Genomic DNA, 22,238 nt, shown 5'->3' with positions numbered 1-22,238 from the left:
TCGCATTGTGAGACGCTTCGCGTCTCACGGCTCCCAGGTCCTTCGGACACTGGGAGAGCTTTTACCCTGTCAGGGTCGCTGCGCACCCTGGCTCGTGGAGCGAAAAGGTCGTGTTACATGTAGCCGAGGTCGCGCAGGCGCTCCATCAGGTCCTCCTTGTCCTGGGCGCGGCCCGCGCGCTCGGTGGTACCTTCGAGGTCCTGGAGCCACGCGGGCTCCTCGGCGGACTTGTCGGTCGACACTTCACTCCCCAGCGAGCGGAAGCCGGCGAAGTACTTCGGTGAGACGGGGATGTCCTCGTGGGTGAGGTCGTTGGGCAGGTCGTCGTAGTCCTGTGGGACGTGACCCGCGGGGTAGCCCTCGACCGTCTCGGGGACGACGAAGTTCCAGAACGCCTCCCAGACGGCGGCCTCGTCGAACTGGAGGATGGACTGGATGCGGTCGTGGGGTGGGTAGACGTCCGGGTCGTGGCGCGGCGAGAAGAACGTCTCGTCGGCGCGGGCCTCCTGTTCGTCCCAGCGGATGCCCGAGAGGATGCCGTCGACGTCGTACTCTTCGAGCGCGTTGTTGAGCGCGACGGTCTTCAGTAGGTGGTTGCCGACGTAGGTGTCGAGCAGGAACGGGAAGCTGTCTTCCTCGTACTCGAGCAGGTTACGCACGTGGTGCTGGTTCTGCTCGTTGAGTTCGTCGATGGGGATGTCGTCGCCCGGCGTGAGGCCGTTGGCCTCGACGTACTCGCCGACGTCCGTGTTCTGCGCGTAGACGACGTCGAGGTCCCACTCCTCGGCCCAGTGGTCGACGAAGTCGTGGAGTTCGTCGAAGTGCTGGTAGTGGTCGATGAAGATGGCCGGGGGCATCTCCATGTCGAACTGCTCGGCGACCTCCTTGACGAAGTAGAGGGTGAGCGTCGAGTCCTTCCCACCGGTCCACATGATGGCGGGGTTCTCGTACTGCTCGAGGCCGATGCGCGTCACATCGATGGCCTTCTCGATCTTGTCTTCGAGCGTCGGGTAGTCCTCGGGGGACTCGCCTTCGCCGTCGCTGTAGTCGACGTCCAGATAGTCGGGGAAGTCGTCTGCCATCTCGTAATTACATATTATTACTTCCGTAAAAGGGCTTGTGGCCTCCGACAGCCCGCGCGACAGTTTCGCAGCCACTGCGAGGCATCTGTGGGGGAGTAGCACCCGTCTCGGTGTGGAGCTCTCCGGTCGGAGGCGGGTGCGCTCGAAGAAGGAACCGTGTTCAGCTGATGAACTTGTTGTCCCGCCAGTTGATGCCGTTGCCAGCACCGTTCTCTCGCGGGTCCTCGACGACTTCGAGGCGGGCAGCGCGTTCCTCGCCGTCGACGATGCGTGTCGCCTGGAGTTCGTCGTCGTGGGCCGTGATGGCCGTCAACGCGCCTTTCTCACATTCGAGCGCGAGCGCACAGAGCACCTCGAACATCGGGTACTGGAGCGCGGTGTTCTGGAGCACCGTCTCGCGGTCACCTTTGAAGCAGGCGTACTCGACGAGTTCGGATGGGCGCTCCATCTCCTCTTCTTGCTGGCCGAACGCCCCCCACTGGGGGCCGCCGGAGGGGCCGGAACTGAACGGCCCGGAGTCCTCCTCCTCTTCCTCCTCGTCGAGGTAGATGCGGTTCTCCGTGACGCTGGCTTTGAGCTGTGCGGTGGGTGTGTACTTGCTGATGTTGTCCTCGGCAGCGACGGCGCTGACGATGAGCGTGTTGTTCCGTCGAGTAATCTCGACGTCGGCGATTTCAGCGGGCAGGTCTGGGTCCTCGAAGAAGTCGTGTACGTCTTCGAGTGGCAGTTCGAGCGTCGAGTGAAGGCTGTATACGTGGCTGGTCATGGATGTGGCACGAGCTAACCGGGGCGAGTCCCTCCCCGCGACCGGAACTGGTCACCCTACTCTAGGGATTTGAGGCTTATATTTTCTGCCCTTTTTGTCACTCCGTGACGAGGGGCGGTTATCCGTGGAGGGTCTCGCCGAGTTCGCCACGTTCGTCGAGTTCTGCGAGGATGTCGCTCCCGCCCACGAACTCCCCGTCGACGTACGTCTGAGGAATCGTCTCCCAGCCACTCCGGTCGTTCAGCGCGGCGCGGTAGTGGTCGAGTGCGTCCAGGACGTCCACCGTGGCGACGTCCTCGCGGTGTTGCTGGATGAGACCGAGCGCGCGCCGCGAGTAGCCACACTGGGGCATCAGCGGCGTCCCCTTCATGAACAGGACGACGTCGTTGTCGGCGATGGTCGACTCGACGTCCTCCCGGACCTCCTCCTCGCTCAGCGACGGTGTGGGGTCGAAGCTCATACCAGAGGATTCGTCCGCTCGTGGAAACGCCTTTCGCCAGCGGCGGCCCGAACCCACACCCGGTCGCCCCCACGGCCACCATCGCGAGGTGGTGCCGGCCGTGCACGCCCGACTAATCGGTTATGAGGCTGGCCCTCGAACCACCGGCAATGACCGACGAGTACCAGGTTGCAGTGGTCGGCGGTGGCCCGGCGGGACTGACGACGGCGCTCTACACGACACGACTCGGCCACGACACGGTGGTCATCAACCGCGGTGGGGGGCGGGCGGCGATGATGCTCGACACCCACAACGTCATCGGCGTCACCGAGGACGTCAGCGGCAACGAGTTCCTCCAGACGGCCGTCGAGCAGATTCAGGGCTACGGCGCGGAGTACGTCCGCGACACCGTCGACACCATCGAGCGGGCCGACGACGGCCGCTTTTCGGTCTCCGGTGGCGACACCGACGTGACCGTCGACCACGTCGTCCTCGCCACGGGGTTCAACGACGTTCGCCCCGACCCACCCCTGCCCCGGACCGGGCGTGGACTCCACTGGTGTCTCCACTGTGACGCCTACATGTTCGTCGACCAGCCGGTGTTCGTGATGGGCACGGGCGACTCCGCCGCGACGGTGGCGATGATCATGCTCAACTTCACCGACGAGGTGGACCTGCTCACCCGCGGCGACGACCCGGAGTGGAGCGAGGACACGCAGAAACAGCTCGACGCCCACCCCGTCGACGTGGTTCACGAGGACGTCGAGTCCGTCGAGAAGGGCGAGGACGGCTGGCTCGAAGCGTTCGTCTTCGCGGACGGGACGCGCCGGGAGTACCGCGGTGGCTTCCCGATGTACGGGTCGGACTACAACTCGGACCTCGCCGACCAGTTGGATCTGGACCTGAACGACGACGGCACCGTCGCCGTCGACGACCACGGCCACACGAGCGTCGAGGGCGTCTCCGCGGTGGGCGATCTGACCCCCGGCCACAACCAGATTCCCGTCGCCATGGGCGAGGGCGCGAAGGCCGGCATCGGCATCCACGACCGCCTGCGGAAGTTCCCGCGCTCGCTCGACGAGATAGAGAGCGAGGGGGAGGTGAGCGAGGCGGACGTCCCCGGCCTCTCCGAGCGCATGCGCGAACACGCACGCGAGCACAACGCCGAGGCTCCCGCGCCGGCCGCCTCCGACGACGACTGAGCGGGACCGGAGCCACGGAGCGACGGGGACGAACCTAACGGGACGACGACGGACGCGCCCCGGTGCGGAGGGCGGGATGTCGACGTCGACCCGTCCGGAGGACTGGCTTCGGTGACCCCGACGGTCGGGCGACCCGACGTCGGGTCGCCGACACCGCCCCTCGACTCACTCGTAGACGCGCCAGCCGTCCTCGGTCTTCTCGATAGTTCCGTTCCGGGTGTGCTCGTCCAGTTCGCCGAGCGTCATGAACCGCACGTCACCGGAGGCCTTGACGTACTGGATGTACGCCCGGAGCTGTGCCCGGCGTTCCTCGGTCGTGAAGTCCTGGTAGTGGAGCATCTGGACGTAGATTTCGCCGTCCTCGACCGCCCAGTCGTAGCGCCGTTCGAGCGTATCGGCGTCGTGGAACGCCCCGGTCGACCAGTTGGCGACGAACCCGCCGTCGTTCGGGACGTGGAGGAGGCCGTCACGCTCGAACGGTTCGGTCTCGTCGTAGTACTGGGCGGTGAACGAGCCACCACCGGAGACGACGGTGTAGTTCGCCGCGCGGAGCGCGTCCACCGTCGCGCCATCGTACGTGTCCATCGGTGGCACGAACGTCGTCGGCCGCTCACCGACACACTCGGTCAGTGTCCGCGTGCCGCTGTCGATGTACGCCCGCTGAGTCGCCGGGTCGAGGCCACCGAACTCGCTTCCGCCGTAGAAGTCGGTGCGCTGTTCGTGGGTGTAGCCGTGCAGTGCCATCTCGAACTGACCGGGGTGGTCGCGTTCGAGCGACCGGAGGTACGGACAGAGGTCGGTGTCGGTGATGGGTGCCCCGTTGCCGACCTGTGGGACGACGCCCAGCGTCACCGGGATGCCTTCCTCGACGAAGATGCGGTCGACGGCGACCATCGTCTCGGTCCGGTAGTACGGCTGGATGTCGTCGTTCCGGAAGACGACGACGGCGTCGTACTCGTGCCACTCGGGTGGCGTCTCTGGAGTCGTCGTGACGGCCCGTTCGGCCGGGCCGTCGACGTCCTCCGTGCCGTGGGTCGGGACCGCTCCCGGTCCGGCGGCCGGCGACGACCCGGCGTCACCCAGGACGCCGTCCGGTATCCCCACCCCGCCCGTCGCAACGCCAGCGAGCAGGAGGACGACGACGGCACCGAGCACCGACCACGCGCTCGCGCGACCGACCGACCAGTTACCCCACTCGGGACGGATGTCGTCGTGCTGGTCCTCTCGTGGGCCTCGCTGGCGGGTCATACACGGAGGAACACTCTTCGATGGTATTGTTAGTCACTCGAATGAGATATTTAACGTGTCGGAAAGGTAGTTTCGCTCACCAGGAGCGTCGTTGCATCGAATATCGGCACTTTCGTCGGGAGGCCGGGGACACGACTCGCTCGAACCGACACGTTCGAGTCGGGAGGCAGCGGTCAGTGTCGTTCGACGGCCGGGTCCTGTGCCATGCGCTGGACGTTCGCCCACGACCGGTCGGTGCTGAGGAGCGCGGAGGCGATGCTGACCGCGATGACGACCGCCTGGAACAGCGGGAACAGCACGATGAGCGGGACCGAGTACGGGACGAGGCGGACGCTCTCGCCTTCCATACGGACCGCGAGCGTCGCCAGGAGCACGCCGACGATGGTGAAGTACGCGAGCATCCCCGCGACCGACGCGACGTCGCCCTGCACGAGGCTCACGGCGACGGCGACGACGACCGCGACCGCGACGACCGGTGCGAGCAGCATCGACCCGAGGCGGAACGGGAAGACGAGACGGTGGAGGAAGCGGGCGTCGTCGTCGAGCAGCACGTCCCGGTGTTTCCACAGCACCTCGACGTTCCCGCGGTTCCAGCGGAGGCGCTGGCGGTAGAGGTCACGGAGCGAGTAGGGAGCCTCGGTCCACACTCTGGCAGCGGTGTGGCGCACGGTCCACCCGGCTTTGAGCACCTTGATGGTGACGTCGAAGTCCTCGGTGAGCGTGTCGCCGTCGTAGCCGCCCGCGTCGCGGAGCGCCTCACGGCGGAACGCCCCGAGACAGCCGGGAACGACGGGCACGGCACCGAAGAAGTCGAACGCGCGTCTGAACGTGTTGATACCGAGGACGTACTCCAGCGTCTGGAGGCGGCTGATGCCGTTCTTCCGGTTGACGACGCGGACGTCGCTGGCGACGGCACCGATGCGCTCGCCGCTGGCGAAACTGGCGGCGACCGCCCGGAACGCCCCCGCGTCGACGAAGCTGTCGGCGTCGACGACGACGACGACGTCCCCGGTCGTCCGGTCGAGACCGTCGTTCAGCGCGGCGTGTTTCCCACCGTTGGGCTTGGAGTAGACCGCGACGCGTGGGCCGACGCGAGCGGTCGCCTCGACGAGCGTGTCGTCGGTACTCCCGTCGTCGACGACGAGCACATCGAGTCGCTCCGCGGGGTAGTCCGCGGCGAGGATTCGGTCGATACAGCGACCGACGTAGCCGGCCTCGTTGTACGCGGGGACGACGACGCTCATCGTCGGGAGCGACTCGGGGGCGACGGTCACGGCCCGGTCGACCGACTGACGGTAGACCGCGAGCGGGACGACGAACCAGAGGTACGTGAAGAACACCACGAACGCGGTGAGGAACAGCGCGGAACTGACGGTGCCGGTCGTCCGGACGACGAGCGCGAAACTCGCGGCCGCGCCGACGCCGACCGCGACCAGCCAGAGCGGTGCCGACACCGACATCCGCATCACCCCGACCAGCGGGGCGAGCGTCGAGAGGGTGACGGCGGCCGCGATGGCGATGAGTCCGACCCAGGCGAGCGTCCGACCCGTCAGGACGCCCCACTCCGCGAGACCGAGCGTGAGAGCGCCACCCGTCACGACGGAGAGCCAGACCCAGCCGGGGACCCGCACCCGGACGCCGAACAGCCGGTCGACCAGTGAGTGCCGGCGTTCGGCGGCGACGAGTGCCGCACCGAACACCACCGTGACGGACGCACACGCGACGACCATCCACCCCGGCAGGAGGACCCACCCGGTGAGCAGCGAACTCGCCAGCAACACGATACAGAGCGTGAGCACACCGCGCTGGCGGTCGCTCGCTCGCGCTTTCGGCTCTCCCCCTCCCCCCCGAAACGACTGCCAGATGTTCATCGACGAGGGAAGGATGACTCTCCGCAGCCTTTGTTAGTCACGTACAGCGTTTTTTTCTGTCTGTCGATACTTTCCCCCGAGACAGCTCGAAACGAAGATTCAGCCGCCAGAGCGAGTTAAACGTCCCATTTCGAGGCTTAACGGACGCCGAAGCGGTCGCTATCGATACTATAACAATAATCTTCACAGCATATCGGAAGCGTATGAACCGGCGGACGTTCCTCGGACTGAGTGGTGGTACACTCGGTGTCGCGCTCGGTGGCACCGAACTGTACCGACTGCTGACGAGCGAGGACGACGCCGTGAGGGAGCGACGGCAGGTTCCGACGACGACGCCGACACCGACCGAGGAGCCGTCGCCGACGGCCGAGACGCCGCCCGAGGCGACCCCGCAGTCCGTCGAGACGCGGACCGGGCGACTCCTGCTCGGTGTGACTCCCGAGACGCGGACCGGAAAACGACTGACCGCGCTCGAACGCTGGCAGGGGAAGGACAACGCCGTCGTCGGCCTCTTCCTCGACGTCGGACGCTCGGACGGCGAACTGCTCGCACTGGGGGAGTCGGTGCTGACGCCCATCTGGGACCACGGGAGCGTCCCGCACGTCATCTGGCAACCGTTCGTGGCGGGGCAGGAGGACACCCCCGCGACGGTCCCTCAGGACATCGCCGCCGGGAGACACGACCGACTGTTCGAGCGCTGGGCGTCCGTGTTCGGCCGCTGGTGTCGGCCCGAATCCGGTCCCGAACGGCGACTCTACCTCAACTTCGCCCCCGAGATGAACGGCGACTGGGTGCCGTGGGACACCTCTGCCGGCGGGACGACGGCCGCCGACTACGTGGCGATGTACCGCCGGGTCCACGACATCGTGATGGCGCGAGGCCTGACCGACGAGCACGTCCAGTGGGTGTGGGCGGTCAACCACGTCGGGCGGAGCGCGGAACCGCTCGCCGCGTTCTACCCCGGCGACGACTACGTCGACTGGTGTGGCGTCCACGGCTACAACTTCCCGAAGTGGGGCGGGTGGGCACCCCCCGAGCAAATCTACGGCCCCACGCTCGACGCGGTTCGGGCCATCACCGACAACCCGGTCGTCGTCTCGGAGTACGGCAGTTCGTCGGTGCTCGACGGCACGGCCGACCCCACGAGGAAGGGGCGGTGGATCCGTGACGTCTTCGCGTACTTCGAGGCGAGCGACGTCCGGATGGCCCTCTGGTTCAACCACGAGAAAGAGACCGACTGGGCCGTGTTCGGTGGCTCACGCGGAACCGAGACGGTGCGAGACGGGACGACCACCTACCACGCCTACCGCGAGTACCGCGAGGCCGTCGCCAGCGAGGACGTGCTCGGGTCGTACTCGGACCATCCCCGCCGGCTCACGACCGAGGAGTTCCACGGTGACCTCGGGGAGTGAGCGACGGTGGGTTCTCAGTCGTCGGCCGCCGCTGGCTCCTCGGTGTCGTTCTCGATGCTCGGCGGGTACTTCCCGCGGTCGAGTTTCAGGTCCGACGCGGGCCGAGCCATGCACGTCAGCGCGTACGTCTCGGCTTCCTCCTCGGTCAGGCCGCGGGCGGCGGCGACCTGCTGTTCGACCTCGCCGTCGACGATCTCGGCCGAGCACGCCAGACACATCCCGACGCGACAGGAGTACTCCTGGGCGATTCCCTCCTCGAGACAGCGACTGAGGATGGTCTGTTTGTCCGAACAGGTGATGGTCTCGCCGGTGCCGACGAACTCCACGGTGTACTCGGTCATGCCCACGGCTTGGTCGAACCGTGGCAAAACTCTTGTTGGACGCTCGTGACCCCGGTCGGACGACGGCCGCATCAGTAACCGTTTTGCCACGGGCCGGTCACTCACGTACATGACCACCCACGAGTACGACGTCGCCGTCGTCGGGGCGGGGACCGCGGGCTGTTACGCCGCCGCGACGGTCGCCAAGGCGGGCTACGACGTCGTCATCGTCGAGCGGAAGACGGCCGAGGAAGCGGGCCACATCGCCTGTGGCGACGCGCTGAAGGGGGCGGCGAACTTCCCGGACGCCATCCCGAAGTCCCACATCGAACCGTCGTTCACCAACACCGAGGTCGACCACGGCCAGTTCGAGATTCCCTCCGAGGACGTCGTCCTCGACATCCCGGTCCCCGGCGAAATCGCGGTCATCGACCGCCTGAAGTACGGCCGCCTGCTCATCGAGGGGGCGGAGGACGCGGGTGTCGAGTTCCACTACGACACCGTCGTCCAGGACGTCACGCAGGCCGACGACGGCCGCGTCACCGGCGTCACGGGTGTCCACAAGGGTGAACGGGTCACCTACGAGTCCGAAGTGCTCGTCGACGGTGCGGGGGCCCTGTCCATCCTGCAGGACAAGACCGACTTCTCGGGGGCGACGTTCGATACGAACGTCCGGTACTCGCAGTTCTCCTCGGCGTATCGAGAGATCGTCGAGGTGGACGAGCCCGTCGAGTGGTCGGACGCGCTCGTGTTCAAACCGACCAAGCGCGCGGCGGGCTACCTCTGGTACTTCCCGCGTACCCCAACCGAGATCAACGTCGGCCTCGGCTTCCAGATGAACGAGGAGCCGATGAAGCTCGTCGGCGACCTGCGCGACGACCTCCGCCAGCGCCCCGAGTTCGAGAACGCCACCGTGAAGGACAAACTCGGCGCGGCCCTCCCGACCCGCCGGACGTACGACTCGGCGGTCGCACCGGGCTACATCGCCGCGGGCGACTCCGCCGCCCACGTCAACCCCACCACGGGCGGGGGCATCGCGGGCGCGGCCTACGCCGGTCAGTACGCCGCCGAGCAGGCCATCGAGGCCATCGAGCACGACGACCACTCCGAAGAGCGCCTCTGGCGCTACAACGAGCGCGTGATGGACCACTTCGGCGGCCGCTACGCCGCCCTCGACGTCTACAACGTCTTCTCGACGGCCTACGACCTCGACGACCTGATGAGTCTCCTCGCCTCCCTCCCCGGCCAACAGCTCTCCGAGGCGCTCTACTCGGGGAGTTCGAGCGTCTCGCCGGCGCTCGCCGCGAAGACGCTCTGGAAGGCGCGTGGCCACTGGGAGACGATGGTCGACTTCTACAGGACGAAGCGACTGGCCGACCGCCTGCTCGCCCACTACGAGCGCTATCCGGACTCGCCCGAACGGTTCCCCGCCTGGAAGATTCGCCGTGACCGCATCATGGACGACATCTACGCGACGACCGGGGCCGAACCCAAGTACTGACGGCCGGTCGGCGGCGACGGAGCGCGCGGGCCGAGTGTCGCCGCGTGCCGCGAGTGCATCGGCAGGGACGCCGACGGAGAGGAGCCGTACGAGTGGAGCTTACAGCCACTCACGGAGGTGGGTGACGTCCTGTGTCGGTGGCGACCCGACGACGACGTGTCGTTCGTCGATGTCCGTAGTGACGACGGCACCGGCCGCGACGACTGCGTTCGGTCCGATTTCGACGCCAGGAGCGATCACAGCGCCCGCGCCGACGAACGCCCCCTCGTGGAGAACGATGCGCTCGAACACGTCGTTTCGGAGTTCCATCCCGTCTTCGCCGAGATCGTGCGTGACCCCGACGACGCTGCAGTTCGGCCCGACCTGCACCTCGTCACCGATTTCGGCGTTCTCGACGTAACAGCCGGCGTTTATCTCCACGCTGTCGCCTACGTGGCACTTCTTGACCGACGTCCGCTCGTAGATGCCACAGTCGTCCCCGACCGTAGAGTCGTGGACGGTCACGTACTCACGGAGCATCGACGCTCCGACCTCCGACTCGACGATCCGTGTCGAGTCGTCGATTTCACGTACCATACAGTGGGCCGACGTTCCCGTCCGTTAGTCGTGTCGATGCCCCGCTGCTGTGAGAGCCGCGCGCTCCGTCCGACGACCCCGGCACTCGGTGTGCGGTTTCGGTTCACGCTGGTTCGGAAGCGACGTCGCTAAGCGACCCGTCACCCTTCTGTCACCGCGAGTCCCGGCAGACGACACAGCCCCCACCGATTCGATAGCCGTCCCCCGTGCGTCCGAAACCGGGGGCACGGTAACTCGACTCTCGGAAGGGTTATCCCCCGCCTGCCTCTACGTTCGTCCGTAATGGCAAACGGCAAAGTTGATTTCTTCAACGACACTGGCGGCTACGGTTTCATTTCGACTGACGACGGCGACCTCGACGACGACGAAGACGTCTTCTTCCACATGGAGGACGTCGGTGGCGAGGACCTCACGGAAGGGACGGAGGTCGAGTTCGACATCGAGTCCTCACCGAAGGGGCCTCGCGCAGCGAACGTCGTCCGACAGTAACACCGGACGAACCCGTCGCTCACGGCGACGAAACAGCGATTTCATCTTTCAGACGGGGTCACGTCCGAACTGGCGCGACCGTGTCCGCTCGGTACCGATTCGAGCGGCGCTACTCGGAGGCCGCTCCGATGCGGGACGTGCGCTCCCGTCGGCGCACTCCGGAGCGCCGACGCGTTGCAGGGTTCCCTCGACCGGAGTCACAGCGCCGCGGGACTCGACGTCCACGTCCGGACGAGCGACCGGGGTCGGGAACGGCGGCGAGGTGGTCAACGGCGGTCGGACCACGACCCGAGTACCGCCCCGGTTCCGAGACAGGTCACGACGAGGGTCAGGACACCACCGACGAGCGGTATCTGTGAGACGGCGAGGACGACGCCCGCACCGACGAGGTAGTCACCGAGGAGGCTCCCGTCGGGGGGGGCGCAGTACGCCGCCGAGACCGGTCGAGACGACGGCGTGGGCGACGACGACGACGACAACGGCGAGCGGAACGAGGAGGCCGAACCCGAGAATACCGACGGCAGCGATGCCCAACACGAACGCGAGGACGACGAACACGGCGAACGAGACCAGACCGTAGACGAAGAACTCGCCGGGACGGTCACCGAGTTCGTCGGTGATACGCTCGACGTAGTCGGGCGCGAGGTGGACGACGACGACACCGAGCGTGAGCGAGACGAGCATCCCGATGAAGTATCCGACCGGCCAGCGGTACGACCCGAACACGCCGGAACCGGACACGGTGGCGGCGAGTCCCAGCGCGAAGACGGCCGCGACGGACAGACCCACGAGGGCCGCGGGCCGTGTGGGGGAGGGCAGTCGCATCGCTCGACAGTCACGCCAGCGAGAAGAAGAATCTTCTGCCCGGCCGGTTCGGGGCGTCGCGCGGTACTCGCCGTGTTCGACGCCGAGGAGCGAGAGCCGTGCGGGCGGCCGGCGTCAGGCGTTCGAGGACTTCGAGTCGGGTTTCGGCCGGACCACGTCCGCGAGCGTCACGAGGAGACCGAGGAGCCAGCCGACCGGGACGGCGATGGCGAACCACATGGCGACGTACGCCCCGCCTTCGAGACTGAACTGCGAGCGGAGGAACGCGTTGACGTCACCGACGACCAGCACGTTGTCGAGCAGCCAGACGGCGAACGACTCGCTCCCGGTCAGCACCGCACCGGCCAGCGTCGGGGAGTACAGCGCCGCGACGACGGGCGGGAGGAACAGCGCGTTCATCGCCGCGGGGTACGCGAGCAGAACCGTCGTCACACGGCCCCCGACGCGGGTGAACAGCGCGGCGAGACCGGCACTGACGACGGCGACGACGCTCGCGGCGGCGACGGCGACGAACGCTTCCGCCGAGAAGGTCTCCTGGACCCAGACGAACGCCGTCAGCAGGCCCCAGGCGACTGCCGTGAGAGCGACGACGCCGATAGCGCCGAGTCGCGTCGCGGTCGAATCGACCCGACGGACGAAAAATCGCGTCCCGAACCCGAACAGCAGGAACGGGTACGTGACGAGGAGTGCGAGCGCACCGAACAGCCCCCAGACGTAGAACAGGCCCTGTTTGAGTGCCCCGTCGGGTCGCCACTGTCCGACCACGCTGTGGGTCTGCTGTACTCGCGGGAAGACGACTGCCATCCAGTGTTCGTGGAGCTGAGCGACGTCCGCTCTGACGCCGCTGACCACCCCGTACTGCTCGCGCTCGACGACCATGCGCTCCCTGAGAAGCCAGCCGTTGTGAATGTTCCGTCTACGAGTATTCGGGTGGCAGAGGGGAACGCGGTCCGTCGTAGCCGTCGACGGTCCGAGAGAGCGGTCGCCGTCAGGCGGTCGACCGTCGCCCGGTCACCAGTTATCCGGTCCGAAACCCGGGTTGACCTGCCGTTCCTCGCGGTCGATGTCGTCGATGGCTGCGATGTCCTCGGCGTCGAGGTCGAGCGCCAGCGACGCGAAGTTGTCACGGATGTGCTCGGGACCGGTCGCTTTCGGGATGGTCGTCACGCCCTTCTCGCGCAGCCACGCGAGACTCACCTGGGCGGGCGAGACGTCGTGTTTCTCGGCGACGTCCTGTAGCTCCTCGACCTCCATCACCTTCCCGCGGGCGAGCGGCGAGTACGCGACGAGTTCGACGTCCTCCTCGTCGGCGTACGCACGGAGGTCCTCCTGCTGGAGCAGTGGGTGCATCTCGACCTGGTTGGCGAAGATGGGCGCGTCGGTGACCTCCTGGGCGGTTTCCAGGTGATGGGGCTCGAAGTTGCTCACGCCGATGCGGTCGATTGTCCCGTCCGCGACCAGTTCGTCGAACGCGCCCAGCGTGTCCTCGGGGTCGTACTCGCCGGCCGGCCAGTGGACGTACAGCAGGTCGAGCGTGTCGACGCCGAGTTCGTGCATCGACTGCTTCGTCGTCTGCACCACGTCGTCGGACGCCAGGTTGCTCTTCCACACCTTCGTGGCGAGGAAGACGTCCTCCCGGTCGACGTGGGCGTTCTCGAGGCCCTCGCCGACCGCCTCCTCGTTGCCGTAGGCCTGTGCGGTGTCGACGTGGCGGTAGCCCTGTCCCAGTGCGGTCTCGACCGACTCCGCACACTGGTCCGGGTCGTCGTTCTCCCACGTTCCGAGGCCGAGCATCGGCATCTGCTTGGCGAGCGGCACGTCCTCCGGAGAGAGCGACGGCTGTTGGCTCATACATCTCGTTCTGAGGGGCGTCTCCCGATTAGCGGTTGCGAAAGGCCACATCCTTACCGCCACCGTCCGCGGGCCGGCCCGTGTGTACCGAGGAGCCGACCGGGTACGCTCGTCGACGAGCACACGCGGCTACCCCACCCGGCTCGTAGGGCAGTAGAGACTCACTCCCGTCGGTATCGACCTGTCGAGGACGGTGTGTCCGTTGGCGGCCGACTGGGGCAATCCGACAGGCCAAGGCGACCATCGCTGCTTCACCTGTGAACGACCTTCCAGACGACGCCAACAGACACAAAGTCAGTAGAAACATCGAATCATGAATGTTTCGGTGGCATGAACCGTTCCCGACCGCCCGGTTTCGGGAAGGGGGCGGCTATCGCCTCCGGGGTCCAGTTCCGTCGGTGGCAGTATCAGGCAGTGACGGTTTGAAGCCCGCTCGTCTATCGACAGGTGCGAGACGCCGGTACACCAGAGACACCGGTAGCGACAGCACACCGCTGGTGGCCGCCCTCGCAGAGGTACTCGACATGACCACGAACACACAGCCTGTCAGCACGCGCGCCGAGTTCGAACAGCGAATCGCACAACTCGTCGAAGACGCCGCCCGGAACGGGGTCGACCCCCGCGGTGGGTGGGCGACGACGGCCACCGAGGACGTCCGCTACGAAGCGCTCATCACGGCGGTGGCTAGCGGCTGAGTACTCGCCCGACCACAGCGGTCTACTCGGCGGCCTGCGTGTCGACTCCCTCGTCGGGACGGTCATCTCGCTCCAGCGACAGCGCGTTCTCCGTCAGAATCGTGACCGCCCGGCGAAGCCGTTCCGAGGCCGCCTGGTGAGAGATACCGAGTTCCGACCCGAGCTGGTCGAGGCCGATCTTCCGTGGCACCTCGTAGTAGCCCTGTTCGACGGCCTGCGTGAGCATCTGATGTTGCTTCTCGGTCAGCCCGAAGGTGTCCGACCTGGTCGTGTCCGAGGCTTCCTCGTACTTCCTGCGGAGTCGGAAGTCGAGGTCGTGACGCGCACAGATGTCGTGGACGTGTGAGAGCGCGTCGTTGTCGGGGAACCGTACCTGTAGCTCCCACCCTTCGCTCGTCGCCGTACACCGCTGGATGACACCACCGACCTCGACGATGGCCGGGTAGATGCTCTGTGCGCGGCCCTCACCGACCTGTTCGACCTGATACAGCCGCCTGTCACTGAACTCGGTCAGACAGCGGGGGGCGGTCACGGTGGGGTCGCCGTGCAGAGCGGTCTCGAACGCCTCGAAGTCGTCGCCGATGGCCCAGAACACCTGGAGCACCTCTCTGTTGGCGGTCGTATCGGTCTGCTCCCACTCCACTCGCATCGACGGCACGCTGCGGAGCGCGTCGAGCAGGGTCGGTTGCTGGATAACGAACTCAACGATCATGGCCTATCGTCTCTCCGGGTACTACCATCGTCCAATACTGTCCGCTCGGAATCTTCGAGCATAAACCTATCTCCGGACGACTCCGGCCCGACCGTCGCTTCGTCCGGTCGTTCGACGGAGTACGTCCGCTTCACGGAGCGGTTACGACAGCGGGTTCCAGCGTCGGTGCGGGTCGGTGATTCGGTTCCGGGCCAGTTTGGCGAGATACCGGAGGTCCTGTGGTTCGAGGAGGCGGGCGAGCGAGAGCCAGCTCCCGCCGTTCGCGCTCGACAGGACGTCGTTGGGTAGCTCGTCGAGTTTGCGGATGAACCCGTCGTAGCGCTCGTTGGGGACGAGGTAGAGCAGTTCCGTCATGAACAGTCGCGTCGCCATGTTCGGCGCGACACGCTCGTGCCAGAGTTCGTCGTAGACACCGATTCGGTCGGCGGAGGTGTCGGGCGTCTCCAGCGTCAGACAGTGGTCGGCGGTGATGGCCGCGGCCCGACCCGACTTCATGCACTGGTGGATACCCTCCCCCCAGAGCGGGTCGATGGTCGGGACGGTGTCACCGACGGCCATGAAGCCGTCCGTGCTCAGTCGACCGGGCATCTGGATGTGCGCGGAGCCACGGAGGATGTGTGCGTCTTCGACGGGTTCGGCGTCCGCGAACCGGGGGTCGGTCTCGCGCCAGTGCTCGAGGTAGTCGTCGATGCGCATCCCGTCGCGGGCGAGTTCGTCGTGGCGCTCGTTCTGGATGTAACAGACGCCGACCTTCGCGGTGTCGCCGCCGGTGTGGAATATCCAGGAGTAGCCACCAGGGGCGATGTCGTGGTCGAGGCGGAGCATCATCGCGCCGTTCAGGTCCGCGTAGTCCTCGTGGTCGAGGTCCAGCCCTTCGAGTTTGTAGTCGATGCCGATAGCCTGGTTCTCGCGGTGGAGGTCGACAACGTCGAGTTTCTTCGCCAGCGGCGCACTCGGCCCCGTAGCGTCGACGACGACGTCGCCGTACACCTCCTCGCTCCCGGCGTACGTCACGCCGACGACGCGGCCGTCCTCGACGATGGGTGCGTTGACGCGGGACTCGAAGCGGACCTCCGCACCGTTCTCGCGGGCCTCCTCGACGAGCCACCGTTTGAACGCGACGAAGTCGAGTACCGCGCCGGGCTGGGTCTGTTTGTAGTGGCTGTTCGGTGCCTCCACGACGACGCTGTCGGTGAACTTCTCGACGAGACGGTCGGGGACGCCGAAGCCCGCCATCATCGACGGGAACGTTCCGGCGGTCGACTTGTTGCTCTGTCGTGGGAACTCCGCTTCGGCCTCGGTTTCGAGGAGGAGGACGTCGTAGCCACGCGCGGCGAGGTCACGGGCACACTGCCCCCCGGCCGGCCCCGCCCCAGCGATGACGACATCGAAGTGGTCGTTCTCGCGTTCGGTCATACTGTGAGACTCCGGTTCCACCCCTGTCATGCGTTTCGGTTGTGCGACCGACCAGTATCAGGATTTCGTTACAGTTCGTTCGGTTGAGGAGACAGTCCCGTCGGTCGGAACGGGAGCTATCCGCCGGCAGAGCCGGCCGAAACGGGAGGGAGCGTCGGCGAGCGGTGGTGGCCGCCCGTCAGCCGTCGTGAGTGTCAGTCGTCGTTCTCGTCGTCGCCACGGCCCCGCCCGCGGCCGTCGTTCTCGGCCTCGTCGCCGTCCGCCCCCTCGTCGTCTTCCTCGTCACCGACGACTTCGAACTGGCGCATCATGGCGTGCTCCTCGTGTTCGAGGACGTGGCAGTGCCACGGGTACTTGCCGGCGTAGTTGTCGAACCTCACGACGATGCGAACCGTCTCGCCGGGATCGACGCGGACGATGTCCTTCGGCCCGCGCTCGTTCGGTGCCGGCGCTTCCATCCCGTGGTGCCCGCGTCCGACGATGTCGAAGGTGACGAGGTGCATGTGGATGGGGTGGGAGTGGTGGCCGGTGTTCTCCAGTTCCCAGACTTCGGTCGTCCCGAGTTTCGGGCGGGCGATGTCGCCGCCCTCGTAGGAGGCCTTGCCGTTGAGGACGTGGAGGTCCGGTTCGTCCATCACCATCCGCATACCGAGCGTCATCTCGCGGGTCTCGACGGCGGCCTGCTCGTCGTGAGCGGGACCACCCGGCAGGTCCAGCGTCGTCGGGTCGGCGCTGGTGTCGGGGTCGCTGACCGAGTCGGCGACGCGGAACTGCATGACCTCGGGAATCTGTGGGTACTCCTCGTCGCCACCCATCTCCATCCCGCCGTGGCCGTCACCGCCCATCTCCATCCCGCCGCTGTCGTTCGTGCCCATCGAGTCGTCACCCATGTCCATGGAGTCGTCACCCATGTCCATGGAGTCGTCACCCATGTCCATGGAGTCGTTACCACCCATGTCCATGGAGTCGTTACCACCCATGTCCATGGAGTCGTTACCACCCATGTCCATGGAGTCGTTACCACCCATGTCCATACCGTCCATGTCGCCGTGACCACCGTGGCCACCGCCCGGCCCCATGTACGGGAAGGCGGCGTCGTTGGTCATGGTGATGGTCTCGCCGGCGTACTCGGAGAAGTCGACGACGACCTCCGCACGCTCGAACGGCGAGAGGACGAGTGACTCCAGGTCGCCGTGGTGGCCGACCTCGACGACCTCTTCGAGGAAGCCGTGGTCGGGAGCGATCTGGTACATCGCCGGCCCGCCGTGACCGTCCTCGCTCTGGAGCGCCATGCCGAACGTGCGGCCGTTGGCCTGGTTGACCAGACGGAAGCGGTACTTGCGCGGTTCGACCTCCATGTAGGGGAACACCGCGCCGTTGACGAACGCGGTGTCACCGGCGAAGTTGGCGACGAACGAGTCGGGGTACCGAAACGAGCCGTCCTCGTCGAACGACTTGTCCTCCAGCATGATGGGGACGTCGTAGTCGCCGCTCGGGAGGTTCAGCTTCGACTCCTTCTTCCCCGCGATCTGGTAGAAGCCGTGGAGCCCCGCGTAGTTGTTGAGACGACTGACACCGAGCGCGTGGTCGTGGTAGGTCGCCGTCATGCGGTCTTGCCTGTTGCGCAGTTCGTGGACCTCCTTCGCCGGCTGTGGCCCCTTCGTCCCGTCGGGGGACTCCCACTGGCGGGCCTGCCCGTCGCTCACGCGTTCGACGTTGAGTCCGTGCTGGTGGACCGACGTTCGGACCTCCGGCACGGGGCCGTCGTGGTCCGTGTAGTCCTCGGGCGTGGTGCCGTGGACGAACTCGTCGACCTCGAACATGTGCTCGTCGGGGAGGCCGCTGTTGTCGTAGCGAACGTGGATGCGCTCGTTCTGCCGTGCACGGATGACCGGCCCCGGCACCTCGCCGTCGAAGCCCCACATCGTCGTCGCTGGCAGGTCCGGGTGGACCTGCTTCTCGACTTCCAGCATCGGAATCTCGTAGTAGTCCTTGCCACGGTACTTCCCGTCGGGGGCACGCACCTCCGGAATCGGCATCGGCTGCACGAACTTCTCCAGTTCGGGCGATGGCTTCGAGGCCGTTGCGATGGCCCAGGGTAGCGCGCCTGCGATTCCGAGCCCCGCCCCCAACTTGACGAACTGCCGACGATTCAGTCCAGAATCAGTCATTGAAAGAGAACAGTATCGTAGCAATATTAATTTATTGGTGAATGTTTGTTGTTGGTCCCACGACCTGATCTTCAATTTACACACGGGCGTGCGGGGGCACGACCCGACTCGGACCGGTGGTACCGTGACTCCTCGTCGCCGAGTGTCGGGAGTGTCGGAGGCCCGTGAGCAGTCGCTCGGGAGGGACGAACGGGGGGGTGGCGTCGGCGCGTGACTGCGGTACGACGCGGCCGTGAGAACGGAGTGACGGCCTCAGTAGAACTCGCGGACCAGGTCCATCGCGTTCTCGGGGGCGCCGTCGGGAATCCGGGACATGTCCTCGGTGAAGCCCATGCGCTCGCCGTACGGGACGGAGTCCTCGTCCTGGTAGATGACGCCCTGGTACTCCTTCTCGGAGTCGAGGATGACCTCTTTGGCCTGGTCGAAGTCGTTGTTGTCGTAGTCCTCGTCCTCGCCGAGGTCCACGAGCGAGTCGCGGAAGTAGTCGTAGGTGTCGACGTCGTTGAACGTGACACACGGCGAGTAGACGTTGACGTAGCCGAACCCGTCGTGTTCGATGGCCTCCTGGACGATCTGGGCGTGACGCTGGGCGTCCGAGGAGAACGACTGGGCGATGAACGTCGCGCCCGAGGCGAGCGCCAGCGCGAGCGGGTTGACCGGCTGCTGGTGGGTGCCGTCGGGACTCGTCGACGTCTCGAAGTCCTCGCGGCTGGTCGGCGAGAACTGCCCCTTGGTCAGCCCGTAGATGCGGTTGTCCATGACGACGTACGTCATGTCGACGTTCCGGCGGACGGCGTGGACGAAGTGGCCCGCACCGATGGAGTAGCCGTCGCCGTCGCCGCCGGCGACCATCACTTCGAGGTTCGGGTTGGCTGTCTTCACGCCGATGCCGACCGGCAGGGCGCGACCGTGGACGCCGTGCAGCGCGTAGCTGTGCATGTACGTCCCGATCTTGCCCGAACAGCCGATACCGGCGACGACGAACGTGTCGTCGGGGTGGTTGCCCGTGTTCGCCAGCGCCTTCATCATGCCGTTCATCGTCCCGAAGTCGCCGCAGCCGGGACACCACGTCGGTTGTTTGTCGCTCTTGAAGTCTGTGAATCGAACGTCCGAACTCATGCTGTCACCTCCGTGCTCTCCGCGAGCGCCGCCTTGATTTCCTCGGCCAACTCGTCGGCCTTGAAGCGAACACCGTTGTACTTGTTGACGCGCGTGACGCGGGTAAGGGTGTCGTGTTCGACGACGTCGGCGAACTGCCCCGTCGCGTTACACTCGACGACGATGACCTCGTCTGCGGCCTCGACCTCCTCGGTGAGGTCCGGACGCGGGAACATGTACGGGACGGAGATGAACCGGACGTTCACGCCGTCTTCTTCGAGGAACTCCATCGCCTCACGCATCGGCCCCTCGTTCGACCCCCACGAGATGACGAGCTTCTCGGAGTCGCTGTCGCCGAACTCACGGTAGTCCCAGTTCTCGTTCTGCTTGGCCGTCTCGACCTTCCGGGTGCGCTTGTCGACCTGTTCGAGGCGGACCTCCTCCTCCTCGGTCCGGCGCCCGAGGGCGTCGTGTTCGAGGCCGGTCGTCATGTGTGCGCCGCCGGCCTGGCCGGGGAACGCACGCGGCGAGATGCCGTCCTCGGTGGCGAGGTGGGGCTGGAACTGCCCCTTCTCGTTCTGCCACTCGTCGATGGCGTCGTCCGAGACGAGGTTACCGCGGTCGACCTCGACGGCGTCCATGTCGAACTCTTCGGGCGGGAACGTCTGTTCGGTCACCGCCATCGCCAGGTCGGCGACGAGGTAGACCGGCGTCTGGTACTTCTCGGCGTAGTTGAACGCCTCGACGGTCTTCCAGAAGCACTCCGAGACGGTCGTCGGCGCGACGACGAACCGCGGAATCTCGCCGTGCCCGCCGTACAGCAGCATGTTCAGGTCGCCCTGTTCCTGCTTCGTCGGCATCCCGGTCGACGGCCCCGAGCGCATCACGTCGACGATGACCAGCGGCGTCTCCGTCGTCGCCACCAGCCCGAACGTCTCGGTCATCAGGTCGATACCCGGCCCCGAGGTGGCGGTCATCGAGCGGGCACCGGCGCGTGCCGCACCCAGCGCCATGTTGATGGCCGACAGTTCGTCTTCGGCCTGGACGACGCCGCCGCCGAACTCCTCGATACGGCCCGTCAGGTACTCCATCACGTTCGTCGCGGGGGTGATGGGGTAGCCGGCGTAGAACCGACAGCCAGCGGCGAGCGCCCCCATGCCGATGGCCTCGTCGCCGTTGAGCAGGACGTAGTCCTCGTCGGTCGTGTCGAGGTCGTAGTCGAAGTCGTGGTCGAAGTGCTCCTCAACGTACTCCTGGCCGAGTCGCGCGGCCTTCTTGTTGTTCTCGACGATGGACTCGCCTTTCGCGCCGAAGCGCTTCTGGAGGGACTCGTCGAGGAAAGCGACGTCGAAGTTCGTCGCCTCACAGGCTGCGCCCAGCGCGACGATGTTGCGCATGATGGCACCGCCGGCTTCCTCGCCGAGCGACTTCAGCGGGACGTCGAGACCGACCATCTCGTCGGGTATCTCGAGGTCCTGCATCGTGGTGCGCTCGCCGTCGTAGATGATAACGGACCCCTCGTGGAGTTCGTCCATGTTCTCCTCGACGGTGCGCTGGGTCAGCGCGATGAGGATGTCCAGTCGGTCGACGACGCTCTCGACGCGGTCGACGCTCGTCCGAATCTTGTAGGCAGTGTACCCGCCACGGATTCGGGACGCGAAGTCCTTCGAGGTGAAGACGTGGCGACCCGCACGGGAGAGCGCCTGGGCGAAGATCTTCCCAGTCGAGTCGATACCATCGCCGGCTTCGCCGCCGATGGCCCAATTGAGGTCCGCAGGCATACGTACCGCGTGGCTACCCCGCGACACCGCAAAAGGCTTCTGAATACCGCAGGCACGTGTCCACGTTCCCGGACCGACACACCTGTTAATCGGACGAACGCACAGAGGAGTATGGACCAGACAGAGGCCGCAGTGGCCGCCGTTCATCCCGCCGGACCGGACGCCATCGCACTCGAACTGGAGACCCCCGAGGGCTTCTCGGCCCAACCGGGACAGTTCATCCGCGTCGGCGTCGAGGTGGACGACGACATCGAGTCGCGGTTCTACACCCTCTCCTCGCCCGACACCGGGCGGACCCTCGAAGTCACGCTCACCTACGACCCCGAGAGCGTCGTCGGCAAGCGACTCGCCTCGCTCTCGGTCGAAGACACCGTCACCGTCGCCGGGCCGTTCGGCGACGCCCACTACGACGGCGAACCCCACGCGCTCGTCCTCGCGGGCGGCCCCGGCGTCGGCGCGGCCGTCGGCATCGGCGAACGGGCGCTCGCGGAGGGCAACGACGCCACCGTCGTCTACCAGGACGACGACCCGCTTCACGAAGAGCGCCTCTCGACGCTCGCCGATGCGGGCGCGACGGTCACCATCGTCTCGACCGGTGAGAACCTGACGCGTGCGCTCGCCGAGACCACGGCCGGCGACGAGTCGGCGTTCGTCTACGGCTTCGCCGACTTCGTGGCCGCGGCGAGCGAGGCGCTGGCCGAGAACGGCTTCGACACCGACGCCGCGAAGGTGGAGTCGTTCGGCCCGGCCCCGGAGTAGCGACACCGCGGCGTTCCGGACGTA

21 protein-coding genes are annotated in these 22,238 nt (G+C 66.4%); 6 read left to right on the top strand and 15 right to left on the bottom strand.

The features are described 5' to 3' along the window. Window positions 1-113 precede the first annotated feature (113 nt). The 3 genes from GQS65_RS14430 to GQS65_RS14420 all read right to left on the bottom strand — a co-directional run bounded on the left by GQS65_RS14430 (window position 114) and on the right by GQS65_RS14420 (window position 2,308). Entirely contained in the window at window positions 114-1,082 is a 969-nt protein-coding gene (locus tag GQS65_RS14430; protein WP_158205339.1) for a phosphoadenosine phosphosulfate reductase family protein, read from the bottom strand. Between the two features lie 160 nt (window positions 1,083-1,242). Continuing rightward, window positions 1,243-1,848, bottom strand: a complete 606-nt coding sequence (locus GQS65_RS14425; protein ID WP_158205338.1) for a DUF7110 family protein — start codon at window positions 1,846-1,848, stop codon at window positions 1,243-1,245. A 118-nt stretch (window positions 1,849-1,966) separates the two neighbouring features. Then, window positions 1,967-2,308 (bottom strand): glutaredoxin family protein, encoded by a 342-nt coding sequence (locus GQS65_RS14420; RefSeq protein WP_158205337.1) that lies wholly within the window; start codon window positions 2,306-2,308, stop codon window positions 1,967-1,969. 149 nt (window positions 2,309-2,457) lie between these two features. Between GQS65_RS14420 and GQS65_RS14415 the strand changes: the two genes are divergently transcribed. Continuing rightward, on the top strand, window positions 2,458-3,489 hold the full coding sequence (locus GQS65_RS14415) for an NAD(P)/FAD-dependent oxidoreductase (protein WP_158205336.1): 1,032 nt from the start codon (window positions 2,458-2,460) through the stop codon (window positions 3,487-3,489). Window positions 3,490-3,654: 165 nt separating this feature from the next. Here the strand turns inward: GQS65_RS14415 and GQS65_RS14410 are convergent, their stop codons facing one another. Beyond that, a complete protein-coding gene (locus tag GQS65_RS14410; protein ID WP_158205335.1) occupies window positions 3,655-4,737 on the bottom strand; it encodes a DUF2334 domain-containing protein in 1,083 nt (360 codons plus the stop codon). Window positions 4,738-4,910: 173 nt separating this feature from the next. Next, window positions 4,911-6,608 carry a glycosyltransferase gene (locus GQS65_RS14405; RefSeq protein ID WP_158205334.1) on the bottom strand — a complete coding sequence of 566 codons (1,698 nt, stop codon included), beginning with the start codon at window positions 6,606-6,608 and terminating at the stop codon, window positions 4,911-4,913. A gap of 203 nt (window positions 6,609-6,811) precedes the next feature. Here GQS65_RS14405 and GQS65_RS14400 point away from each other — a divergent pair, with 203 nt between their 5' ends. Beyond that, complete coding sequence (locus GQS65_RS14400) at window positions 6,812-8,020, top strand: glycoside hydrolase family 26 protein (RefSeq protein WP_158205333.1); 1,209 nt, start codon at window positions 6,812-6,814, stop codon at window positions 8,018-8,020. Between the two features lie 14 nt (window positions 8,021-8,034). Here the strand turns inward: GQS65_RS14400 and GQS65_RS14395 are convergent, their stop codons facing one another. After that, entirely contained in the window at window positions 8,035-8,361 is a 327-nt protein-coding gene (locus GQS65_RS14395) for a 2Fe-2S iron-sulfur cluster-binding protein (protein ID WP_158205332.1), read from the bottom strand. A gap of 109 nt (window positions 8,362-8,470) precedes the next feature. Between GQS65_RS14395 and GQS65_RS14390 the strand changes: the two genes are divergently transcribed. Further along, window positions 8,471-9,841, top strand: coding sequence for a geranylgeranyl reductase family protein (locus GQS65_RS14390; protein WP_158205331.1), 1,371 nt, complete (start codon window positions 8,471-8,473; stop codon window positions 9,839-9,841). Window positions 9,842-9,940: 99 nt separating this feature from the next. On the opposite strand, the gene GQS65_RS14385 is transcribed toward GQS65_RS14390, so the two are convergent. Then, window positions 9,941-10,417, bottom strand: coding sequence for an acyltransferase (locus tag GQS65_RS14385; RefSeq protein WP_158205330.1), 477 nt, complete (start codon window positions 10,415-10,417; stop codon window positions 9,941-9,943). A 282-nt stretch (window positions 10,418-10,699) separates the two neighbouring features. Between GQS65_RS14385 and GQS65_RS14380 the strand changes: the two genes are divergently transcribed. After that, on the top strand, window positions 10,700-10,906 hold the full coding sequence (locus tag GQS65_RS14380) for a cold-shock protein (protein WP_008418277.1): 207 nt from the start codon (window positions 10,700-10,702) through the stop codon (window positions 10,904-10,906). A 393-nt stretch (window positions 10,907-11,299) separates the two neighbouring features. Here the strand turns inward: GQS65_RS14380 and GQS65_RS14375 are convergent, their stop codons facing one another. The 3 genes from GQS65_RS14375 to GQS65_RS14365 all read right to left on the bottom strand — a co-directional run bounded on the left by GQS65_RS14375 (window position 11,300) and on the right by GQS65_RS14365 (window position 13,582). Continuing rightward, window positions 11,300-11,731, bottom strand: coding sequence for a hypothetical protein (locus GQS65_RS14375; RefSeq protein WP_158205329.1), 432 nt, complete (start codon window positions 11,729-11,731; stop codon window positions 11,300-11,302). A 114-nt stretch (window positions 11,732-11,845) separates the two neighbouring features. After that, on the bottom strand, window positions 11,846-12,610 hold the full coding sequence (locus GQS65_RS14370; RefSeq protein ID WP_158205328.1) for a hypothetical protein: 765 nt from the start codon (window positions 12,608-12,610) through the stop codon (window positions 11,846-11,848). A gap of 132 nt (window positions 12,611-12,742) precedes the next feature. Then, complete coding sequence (locus GQS65_RS14365) at window positions 12,743-13,582, bottom strand: aldo/keto reductase (protein ID WP_158205327.1); 840 nt, start codon at window positions 13,580-13,582, stop codon at window positions 12,743-12,745. Between the two features lie 524 nt (window positions 13,583-14,106). Between GQS65_RS14365 and GQS65_RS14360 the strand changes: the two genes are divergently transcribed. Then, window positions 14,107-14,277 (top strand): hypothetical protein, encoded by a 171-nt coding sequence (locus GQS65_RS14360; protein ID WP_158205326.1) that lies wholly within the window; start codon window positions 14,107-14,109, stop codon window positions 14,275-14,277. A 22-nt stretch (window positions 14,278-14,299) separates the two neighbouring features. On the opposite strand, the gene GQS65_RS14355 is transcribed toward GQS65_RS14360, so the two are convergent. From GQS65_RS14355 to GQS65_RS14335, 5 genes are all read right to left on the bottom strand, one after another. After that, the gene (locus GQS65_RS14355) at window positions 14,300-14,989 is read right to left on the bottom strand and encodes a helix-turn-helix domain-containing protein (RefSeq protein ID WP_158205325.1); all 690 of its coding nucleotides are present in this window, start codon (window positions 14,987-14,989) and stop codon (window positions 14,300-14,302) included. A gap of 141 nt (window positions 14,990-15,130) precedes the next feature. Then, window positions 15,131-16,405 (bottom strand): digeranylgeranylglycerophospholipid reductase, encoded by a 1,275-nt coding sequence (locus GQS65_RS14350; protein WP_158205324.1) that lies wholly within the window; start codon window positions 16,403-16,405, stop codon window positions 15,131-15,133. A gap of 194 nt (window positions 16,406-16,599) precedes the next feature. Then, window positions 16,600-18,576 carry a multicopper oxidase family protein gene (locus GQS65_RS14345; protein WP_158205323.1) on the bottom strand — a complete coding sequence of 659 codons (1,977 nt, stop codon included), beginning with the start codon at window positions 18,574-18,576 and terminating at the stop codon, window positions 16,600-16,602. A gap of 252 nt (window positions 18,577-18,828) precedes the next feature. Then, the gene (locus GQS65_RS14340) at window positions 18,829-19,695 is read right to left on the bottom strand and encodes a 2-oxoacid:ferredoxin oxidoreductase subunit beta (RefSeq protein WP_158205322.1); all 867 of its coding nucleotides are present in this window, start codon (window positions 19,693-19,695) and stop codon (window positions 18,829-18,831) included. Next, window positions 19,692-21,455 (bottom strand): 2-oxoacid:acceptor oxidoreductase subunit alpha, encoded by a 1,764-nt coding sequence (locus GQS65_RS14335; RefSeq protein ID WP_158205321.1) that lies wholly within the window; start codon window positions 21,453-21,455, stop codon window positions 19,692-19,694. The genes GQS65_RS14340 and GQS65_RS14335 overlap by 4 nt, the downstream gene beginning before the upstream one ends. A 111-nt stretch (window positions 21,456-21,566) precedes the next feature. On the opposite strand from GQS65_RS14335, the gene GQS65_RS14330 reads away from it, so the two are divergent. Further along, complete coding sequence (locus tag GQS65_RS14330) at window positions 21,567-22,214, top strand: ferredoxin--NADP reductase (protein WP_158205320.1); 648 nt, start codon at window positions 21,567-21,569, stop codon at window positions 22,212-22,214. Window positions 22,215-22,238 lie beyond the last annotated feature (24 nt).

Source organism: Halomarina oriensis (assembly GCF_009791395.1).
GTDB classification, from domain to species: domain Archaea; phylum Halobacteriota; class Halobacteria; order Halobacteriales; family Haloarculaceae; genus Halomarina; species Halomarina oriensis.
This window is presented reverse-complemented; position numbering and strand designations above follow the sequence as displayed.